We start from the raw sequence: 8,070 nt of genomic DNA on the forward strand, positions 1-8,070 counted from the left end.
GCGGCACGGCATAAGCGATGTCGGTGCCGGCCACTTCGGCGCTCTTCAATTCGGGGTACAGCAGCAGGATCAGCGTCGCGCCGACGGCGCCCGCGCCGATGGACGACACCGTCACCAGCACGCCCAGCACCACGCCAACGATGACGGTGGCGACGGCTAGTGCGGTGCCCTGCAGACGATAGCGCGGATGACGCGCCAGCCAGGCCAGCACGCGCTGCCGAAACAGCACCGAGATCACCGTCAGGATGACCGACACACCGATCGTGACGCGGATCAGGTGCATCCACTCGGCATCCAGATTGCCGGCATTCTTGAGCACGATCACCGTCACCAGCGCCGCCGGCAGGCTGCCCAGGCAGAGGCGCTTGACGATGTCCCAGCGGATATGGCCGTGGCTGCGGTGCGCGATGGTGCCGACACCCTTGGTCAGCGACGCGAAGGCCAGGTCAGTGCCAACGGCCGTCGCCGGCGAGAAGCCGAACATCAGCGTCAGCAGCGGCGTCATCAGCGAACCGCCGCCGACGCCCGTCAGGCCGACCAGCAGGCCGACCAGCAGACCGGAAACCGTGTAGGCAAGCGTCATGGCGCGTGGGACAGTGAGGGTGTGTTATCACGAAGTTCGAGCATCGTAATGAAGCCACCTCATATCCCAAACCAATAAAAAATTGTTTGTTTATATGGCTTCGGTTATAAGTAGCGCTCAGATCGCTCGTCTTTCTCCTATAACGACCGCGCAGCCATGAACCTGCACCAATTTCGCTTCGTGCGCGAAGCCGTGCGGCAGAAATTCAACCTGACCGAGGCGGCAAAAGCGCTTTATACGTCACAACCAGGCGTCTCCAAGGCCATCATCGAGTTGGAAGAGGAGCTGGGTGTCGATATCTTCACGCGGCATGGCAAGCGCATCCGGGGCCTCACGGAGCCGGGCCGGCGCATCCTAGCCTCGGTCGAGCGGGTGCTGCAGGAAGTCGAGACGCTCAAGCGCGTCGGCAAGGACTACGCCGCGCAAGACCAGGGCAACTTCACCATCGCCACCACGCACACGCAGGCGCGCTACGCCCTGCCAAAGGCGATTGCCGAATTCACGCGCAAGTACCCCAAGGTGCGCCTGTCCATCCAGCAGGGCACGCCCGCGCAGATCGCCGACATGGTGCTGCACGACCAGGCCGATCTCGCCATCGCCACCGAGGGCATGTCGCATATCAAGGATCTGATCTCGATCCCCGGCTACCAGTGGCAGCACGTGGTGGTGACGCCGCCCGACCACCCGCTGCTGTCGCGCCAGCACCTCACGCTGGAAGACATGAAGGCCTACCCGATCATCACCTACGACCAGCACTTTGCCGGCCGGCCCAAGATCGACCACGCCTTCGAGCTGCGCCAGATCAAGCCCGACATCGTGCTCGAGGCCATCGACGCGGACGTCATCAAGACGTACGTGGAAGTCGGCCTGGGCATCGGCATCGTGGCCGGGGTGGCGTTCGACCCGGAGCGCGACCGCAACCTGCGCGCGATCCCCGCCGGCCACCTGTTCGGCACCAATGTCACGCACCTGGGCATCAAGCAAGGCGCCTACCTGCGCGGCTTCGTCTACACCTTCATCGAACTGTTCGCCCCGGCGCTCACGCGCAAGCTGGTCGAGCAACTGATGTCCGGCGATCACGAAGCGTACGAGTTGTGACGCATCCGGCCCGCCGACGCACCACGCACTAGACTTGCCCGCCTGATTCCCCTTCCGGAGACACCATGACGACCCGACGTCGCCTGCTGTGCGGCTTTGCGCTCATCGCCAGCGCCGCTGCCCTCGCCCTGCCCGCCCATGCGGATATCCGCGTCGGCGTGGTGCTGTCGACCACCGGCCCGGCCGCCGCCATCGGCATCCCCAGCAAGAACACCGTGCAGATGTGGCCCGCGACCGTGGGCGGCCAGCGCGCGCAATACATCGTGCTGGATGACGCCTCCGACCCGTCGGCGGCGGTGCGCAACGTGCGCAAGCTGATCGCCGAGGACAAGGTGGATGTGATCGTCGGCCCGACCATCGCGCCAACGGCGCTGGCCGCGCTCGACCCGGTGGCCGAGGGCCAGACGCCGATGATCACGCTGGCGGCCTCGGCCTCGATCGTCGAGCCGCAGGACGCCCGCCGCCGCTGGGCCTTCAAGATGCCGCAGAACGACTCGCAGATGGCCACGCTGGTGACGCAGGACATGGCCGACAAGGGCGTGCACACGGTGGGCTTCATCGGCTTCTCGGACGCCTATGGCGAGAGCTGGTGGCGTGAATTCTCGAAACTGGCCGAGCTGCGCAAGCTCAAGGTCGTCGCCAACGAGCGCTTTGCCCGCCCGGACACCAGCGTGACCGGCCAGGTGCTCAAGCTGATGGCCGCCAAGCCCGATGCGATCCTGATCGCCGGCTCCGGCACACCGGCCGCGCTGCCCGAGCGCACGCTGGTCGAGCGTGGCTACAAGGGCCGCATCTACCAGACCCACGGCATCGCCAGCACGGAGTTCCTGAAGGTCGGCGGCAAGGACGTGGAAGGCACCCTCTTCCCGACCGGCCCCGTGGTGGTGGCGCGCGAATTGCCCGCCGACCATCCGGTGAAGAAGGTGGCACTGGCGTTTGCCGACCGCTATGAAGCCAAGTACGGCCCCAATTCCATCACCCAGTTTGCCGGCGATGCCTGGGGCGCCTGGCAGTTGCTCGATAACGCCACCGCGCGTGCCCTCAAGACCGGCGCCCAGCCCGGCACGCCCGCCTTCCGCGCCGCCCTGCGCGATGCGCTGGAAACCACGCGCGACCTGACCGTGCCCAACGGCGTGCTGAACCTGAATGCCCAGGATCACCAGGGCTTCGACCAGCGCTCGCGCGTGATGGGCATCATCAAGAACGGCCGATTCGCCTACGCCGGCGCCCAATAACCGGACTCACGCCATGACACGCATCGCCTTCATCGGCCTCGGCAACATGGGTTCGCCGATGGTCCAGCACCTGATTGCCGCTGGCCACACGGTGCGCGCGTATGTGCGCCGCCCCGAGGCCGCCGACCACGCCCGTGCCATCGGCGCGCAGCCGTGCAGCACGCCCGCCGAGGCCGCACGCGATGCGGAGGTGGTCTTCACCAACGTCACCTCCACCGTCGATGTGGAAGCGGTGCTGCTCGGGCCGGACGGTGTCATCCATGGAGCGCCGCGTGGCACGGTTTGCATCGACCACAGCACGATCTCGGCGGTGGCCACGCGCCGCATCGCCGCTGCGCTGGAAGCGGCGGGCATCGCGTTCCTGGATGCACCGGTCTCCGGGGGCACCATGGGCGCGCAGAAGGCGACGCTGTCGATCATGGTGGGCGGCAAGCCGGAGGTGCTCGAGCGCGTGCGCCCGCTGCTGCAATTGCTCGGCACCACCATCACCCATATCGGCGACCACGGCGCGGGCCAGGTGGCCAAGGCGTGCAACCAGATCGTGCAGGTCATCAACATCCAGGGTATCGCCGAGGCCATGCTGTTCGCGCGTGCCCAGGGCACCGACCCGTCGCGTGTGCTGGCGGCCATCGGCCCGGGTTTTGCGGGTAGCCGCATGCTCGACATGATGGGGCCCAAGATGGCCGAGCGGAACTTTGCCGCCGGCATCGAGGCCCGCCTGCACGACAAGGACTTCGGCCTGGTGCGCGAGATCGCCCACGAACTGGGCCTGCAGATGCCGGCGATGGAGCTGGTGGCCGCGCAGCTGGGTGCGCTGGTCGCCAACGGCTGGGGGCATGACGATACGTCGTCGCTGCTGCGCGTGCTGGAGGCACAGAACGATCGCCAGCCGGATTGAGCCCGCCCCGCGCGCCTTGTTGGGTGGGCGGGATTTCTGGCATAATCGCTGGCTCGTTGCACCCCTGCCTCGGTGGTGAAATTGGTAGACGCGCCGGACTCAAAAATAGGGACTTCTACGTAGTTCTTGCTTGAGGTCACTGCCTGCCAAGCCGCATGGGACAAGGGATTGAGTGATAAATCGCCTCTTGATCGAGATGCCTGCATTTCGAGCCAGGAGTCAGCTAGGAGCCAGGACGATGCAAGCTGGCTCCCAGTGAGGAGTAGATAGTTGAAGTAGCATCGTGCGTCATGCCCGAGTGGTGAAATTGGTAGACGCAGGGGACTCAGACCAAATTTGAGCCCTCCGGGGGAAACCCCAGAGGTGAAGCCCGTCAAACTCGGCGAAGGCCCTGGACGCAAGTCCGAGCTAATACCGAGCCAAGCCCTGGAGCCGAAAGGCTCCTCGGAAGGTGTAGAGAGCAGACGGCGGGCACCTACGGCCGAAAGGCTATGGTGAAGGCGTGCTCCAGCCCACGAACGCCGTTTCTTCGGAGACGGCGGCGGCGAAAGCCGAAGTGGGAAGAAAATCCCCCGCCGCAAGGCGTGCCGGTTCGATTCCGGCCTCGGGCACCAATTCAAGAGCCGCCTCTGTCAAGCAGAGGCGGCTTTTTCGTTCTTGGTCTGCGTGCGCTTGAATCCTCGATCCCCCGCCATGAAGGTTTCCAGCATGTACGGGATCAGCATCGTGGCATCGACCGCCTCCCCATACGCCTGCGCGTACAGCGCGGCATAGCGGTCAAGGTCGGCTTTCAGGCTGACCGAGCACGCAAAGGTTAGCTTCGTGGACTCCAGCTTGGGCAGCGGCCCCAGCCGCAATTTCTTCGTCGTGCTCATCGCATCGCCCCCCGCTGGAAGAACATCGGCTGGTACGGTCGCAACACCAGATCGCGGTTGACGATGATCCGCACCGGCAGGCCCGGCCGCTCCGTCAAGGTCGGCTGAATGTTCATGTTGCGCCGGGTCATCTCCTGGCCGACCTGATTGATGCTGTCCTGCGCGCTGTCGCGCCCGGCAATCACGATGCGGTTGCCGTTCTGCCGGTTCTCCGGCGCGGCCAGCTCCGCGCCCACGCCCAGCAGTGTCGTCAGCGCCGCACCGGCAAAGACGCGATCCCAGTGCCAATCGACGCCATCCTCCAGGCCGGAGTAGCCGGCCGGGTCGGCGCCCGCGAGGTTGTCGAGCTTCAGCGAAGACGTATCCGGCAAGATAATGCGGTTCCACACCACCTGCACGCGGCTCTGCCCATAGCTCATCTGGCTGTTGTACTTGCCCATGAGGCGCGAGCCCTGAGGGATCAACAGAAACTTGCCCGTGGCCGAGTCGTAGACCGGCTCCGTCACCGTGCCAATCACGTCGCCCGGCAGGTCCGACTTGATGCCTGTCACCAGCGCCCCGGCGATCACCGTCCCGGCCATCATCTGGTACGGCGAGGCTGGCATTTGCAGATTGCCAGAATTGCGGGTTTCCGTAGAACCGCCTTTCAGGAAAGCCTCTTTCTGGTCTTGCCGGTTCTGCACGGCGGTCGGGTCGGCAGGCTGGGCAGCCGTCGAGGCCGGCCCAGCGGCCAGCGGGTCGAAGCCCGCCAAGGTCGATGCCGGGCCAGCCGCTTGCGCAGTCGCTGGCGCTGCGGTCTTGCCGGGCGTACCAGAATGGAAGAACACCGAGGAAGCCGCTGCCGCTTCGGCTTCCTTGCGCCGAGCGTCCTCCGGGTCGTGGCCCGGTGGCGCATACGTGGGTGTCACCGGCTGCTGCGCCTTCACGATGGCAGGGCCGAGATCGCCCGGCAGCGGCGGCCCCAGCTCCGGCACCTTCCGCAGCTTGGAGTAATCCGAAGGCAGGCCATCCAGCCCCTCGGACTTCGAGACGCGATCCACGTTGTAAAGCTCGGTCTGCTCGCCTGCGCCGCGCCGATGTGGCTGCAATGACCAGATCGTGGCCCCTAGCACGGCGACCGACAGGCCGCCCGTGAGCATGGCCAAGGTGCGCCGATTCAGGCGTGTGACCGGGCGCGGCTGGGCGCGCAGCGCCACCGCCTCGGGCGCGACCTTGCCCGCCTGTGGCGTGCCAAGATCGCGAGTGTCGTCCTGGCTCATGGTCAGTTCCTCCGCGTGCCACCGGAAACGCCATCGGTGCGCTCGATCCGCACCACATCGCCCTTGTCTCCGCCCAGGCGCAGTTCGGCCGCACCGAACAGGCGATCCACGATGTAATACGGCGACCGAAAACGGTAGTTCACCAACTGCCCGTCGCCCTGCGCGCCGATGACGAACAGCGGCGGCAGCTCGCCCTGCGCGATGCCCGGCGGGAACTGGATGTAGACCTTCCCGCCGTCATCGAAGGCGCGCAGCGGCTTCCACGGCGGATTGCTGCCGCTGACCGCGTAGCGAAAGCGGATCTTCTCCAGCGACAGGCCGCTATCGACCGGCGCGACGGCGCTGGCCGCTTGCGCCTGGCGCTGCAGGGCCAGCATCTTGTCCTTCGGGTACTCCCAGGACAACGACGCCATCCACGTCTTCTCGGTCGAAGTCAGCTCCAGCAGGTAGGTGCGCCGGCTGGTGGTGATGACTAGGTTGGTCTTCAACCCCGAGCGGATCGGTTTGACCATCACATTGACGCGCAGCGCATCGCCGCTGCCGCTCGACGTGTCCCCGACGATCCAGCGAACCGTGTCGCCAGCAGCCACCGTCACCAGCTCCTCACCAGGCTGGAGCGCGATCACCGTCACGCGGCCCACGGCCGCATAGACCTGATACAGCGCGCCATCTGTGAAGGGCCACACTTGAATCGCGTTGACGTAGCCCTCGCGCGTGGGCGCAATACGCGCCTCGGCGTTGGCGCGAGACACGCGCACGGTTTCATCGGCGGGTTCTGCGACGGACTTGGCATCCGGCACAGGTTTCATCTGCGCTGGCATCGGCAGCACCTGCGGCACAGCCACTACCTCCACAGGCGTAGGCGGCTCCGGCAGCGGCTGGGCCTGCACCGGCTCATCGAGCGAGATGGACGGCGGCGGCTTGCCCTGCGTAGCGCAGCCCGTGAGGGCAAGCAGCATGATCGGCAAGGCGGATTTACGGAAAAGATCATTCATGGTTTTGCTCCTTCGTTCGCTTCCAGTTCGCGGCTCCACGACAGCCCGTTGGCGTAGATGCCCAGGGGGTTTTTGCGCACGCGCTGCTCGGTGCGCGGCGTCTGCTGCACGATGGACACCACGGCGTTCCAGCGTTCGGTGCGATCCAGCGCGCCGTTGACGAAGCGCGTCTCCGTCCAGCGCACGTTGAACGACGTGTCGCTGGCGCGGGTCACGCTGCTGATCTGCACCGTCACCGACTCCTTGCCGATACGCGCGAACGGATCGTTCACGCGGGCGTACTCGTTGAGCACCACGGCGCCTTTGTCGGTCGTGTAGTCATAGGCATCGAGCCAGTTCTGCCGCACCACGATGGGGTCGATGGACAGCGAGCGCACCAGACCGATGAAGCGGCCGAGGTGGTAAGCAATCTGCGCATCGCTGGGCCGGTACGGCGTGGCCGCTTCGCCGACAGCGCGCACCTGACCCGAGTTGTCCACCTCGATGACGTAGGGGGTGACGATGGACTGCGCGGAACGCCAGACCAGGCCACCGGCCATCAGTACGGCCAAAGTGAGGCAGCCGAAGGCCATGAACCGCCAGTTCTTCGCCTGTACGCGGGCCGAGCCGATGCGCTCGTCCCAGGCCTGGGCGGCGGATTGGTACGGGGTAGCAGGCTGCGGTGTGTTGGCATAGCGCACCTGCGGTCTTTTGAATCGCATGGGAGTTCTCCTTCAAGATCAGGAATCGGAATCACGCAGGCTTGGCCCCTGGCTGGAGCTGCCGCCGTCGCCGCCGCGCAGCGTGTGGGCGGCGGTCGTCGCGGCATGGGTGAGTTGCTGCCTGCGGTGCAGGCGCTTGGCCCAGGCGGGTTGTTCGGCAGACGGAGCCGATCCGCTAGCGTCAGGGTCGGCGTGCGCGGCGCCGGAGGCCGGCGCGTCATCGGGCCGAAAGGCCGCCGCCATGCGTTCCTTCATCGACCGCGCCCCATCGGCGACTTTCTGCCCGGCCGCCTGCGCGCCGGTCTTGGCAACATTGCCCACGCCGGCGGCGGCACCCTTCAGGCCGCCACCGGCCGAAGTGGAGCCCGCCTGGTACGTCGACTTGGCGCTGCTGGCGGTCGATGCCATCGAGCGGGCGGCGGCGGG

Annotated in this window: 8 protein-coding genes and 1 pseudogene; 3 read left to right on the top strand and 6 right to left on the bottom strand. The window is 66.3% G+C overall.

From position 1 onward, the window contains the following. A partial coding sequence (locus QZ609_RS21880) for a sulfite exporter TauE/SafE family protein (RefSeq protein WP_295499505.1) occupies positions 1–583 on the bottom strand: 583 nt, incomplete at its 3' end. Between the two features lie 156 nt (positions 584–739). Here QZ609_RS21880 and QZ609_RS21885 point away from each other — a divergent pair. The 3 genes from QZ609_RS21885 to QZ609_RS21895 all read left to right on the top strand — a co-directional run bounded on the left by QZ609_RS21885 (position 740) and on the right by QZ609_RS21895 (position 3,814). After that, the gene (locus tag QZ609_RS21885; protein ID WP_295499507.1) at positions 740–1,681 is read left to right on the top strand and encodes a CysB family HTH-type transcriptional regulator; all 942 of its coding nucleotides are present in this window, start codon (positions 740–742) and stop codon (positions 1,679–1,681) included. A gap of 65 nt (positions 1,682–1,746) precedes the next feature. Beyond that, positions 1,747–2,916, top strand: a complete 1,170-nt coding sequence (locus QZ609_RS21890) for an ABC transporter substrate-binding protein (RefSeq protein WP_295499509.1) — start codon at positions 1,747–1,749, stop codon at positions 2,914–2,916. 13 nt (positions 2,917–2,929) lie between these two features. After that, complete coding sequence (locus tag QZ609_RS21895) at positions 2,930–3,814, top strand: NAD(P)-dependent oxidoreductase (RefSeq protein ID WP_295499511.1); 885 nt, start codon at positions 2,930–2,932, stop codon at positions 3,812–3,814. Positions 3,815–4,446: 632 nt separating this feature from the next. Here QZ609_RS21895 and QZ609_RS21900 read toward each other — a convergent pair. The 5 genes and pseudogenes from QZ609_RS21900 to QZ609_RS21920 form a co-directional block, all read right to left on the bottom strand. Beyond that, entirely contained in the window at positions 4,447–4,689 is a 243-nt protein-coding gene (locus QZ609_RS21900) for a DUF2274 domain-containing protein (protein WP_016452507.1), read from the bottom strand. Further along, entirely contained in the window at positions 4,686–5,948 is a 1,263-nt protein-coding gene (locus tag QZ609_RS21905; RefSeq protein WP_016452508.1) for a TrbI/VirB10 family protein, read from the bottom strand. The genes QZ609_RS21900 and QZ609_RS21905 overlap by 4 nt, the downstream gene beginning before the upstream one ends. 2 nt (positions 5,949–5,950) lie before the next feature. After that, positions 5,951–6,943, bottom strand: coding sequence for a P-type conjugative transfer protein TrbG (trbG, locus tag QZ609_RS21910; protein ID WP_016452509.1), 993 nt, complete (start codon positions 6,941–6,943; stop codon positions 5,951–5,953). After that, entirely contained in the window at positions 6,940–7,644 is a 705-nt protein-coding gene (gene trbF, locus QZ609_RS21915; RefSeq protein ID WP_016452510.1) for a conjugal transfer protein TrbF, read from the bottom strand. Before trbF ends, trbG begins: the two co-directional genes overlap by 4 nt. An 18-nt stretch (positions 7,645–7,662) precedes the next feature. Beyond that, positions 7,663–8,070 (bottom strand): annotated as a pseudogene (locus QZ609_RS21920) (P-type conjugative transfer protein TrbL); the annotation flags it as partial.

Origin of the sequence: uncultured Ralstonia sp., from assembly GCA_913056305.1 — a bacterium.
In the GTDB taxonomy this organism is placed as follows: domain Bacteria; phylum Pseudomonadota; class Gammaproteobacteria; order Burkholderiales; family Burkholderiaceae; genus Ralstonia.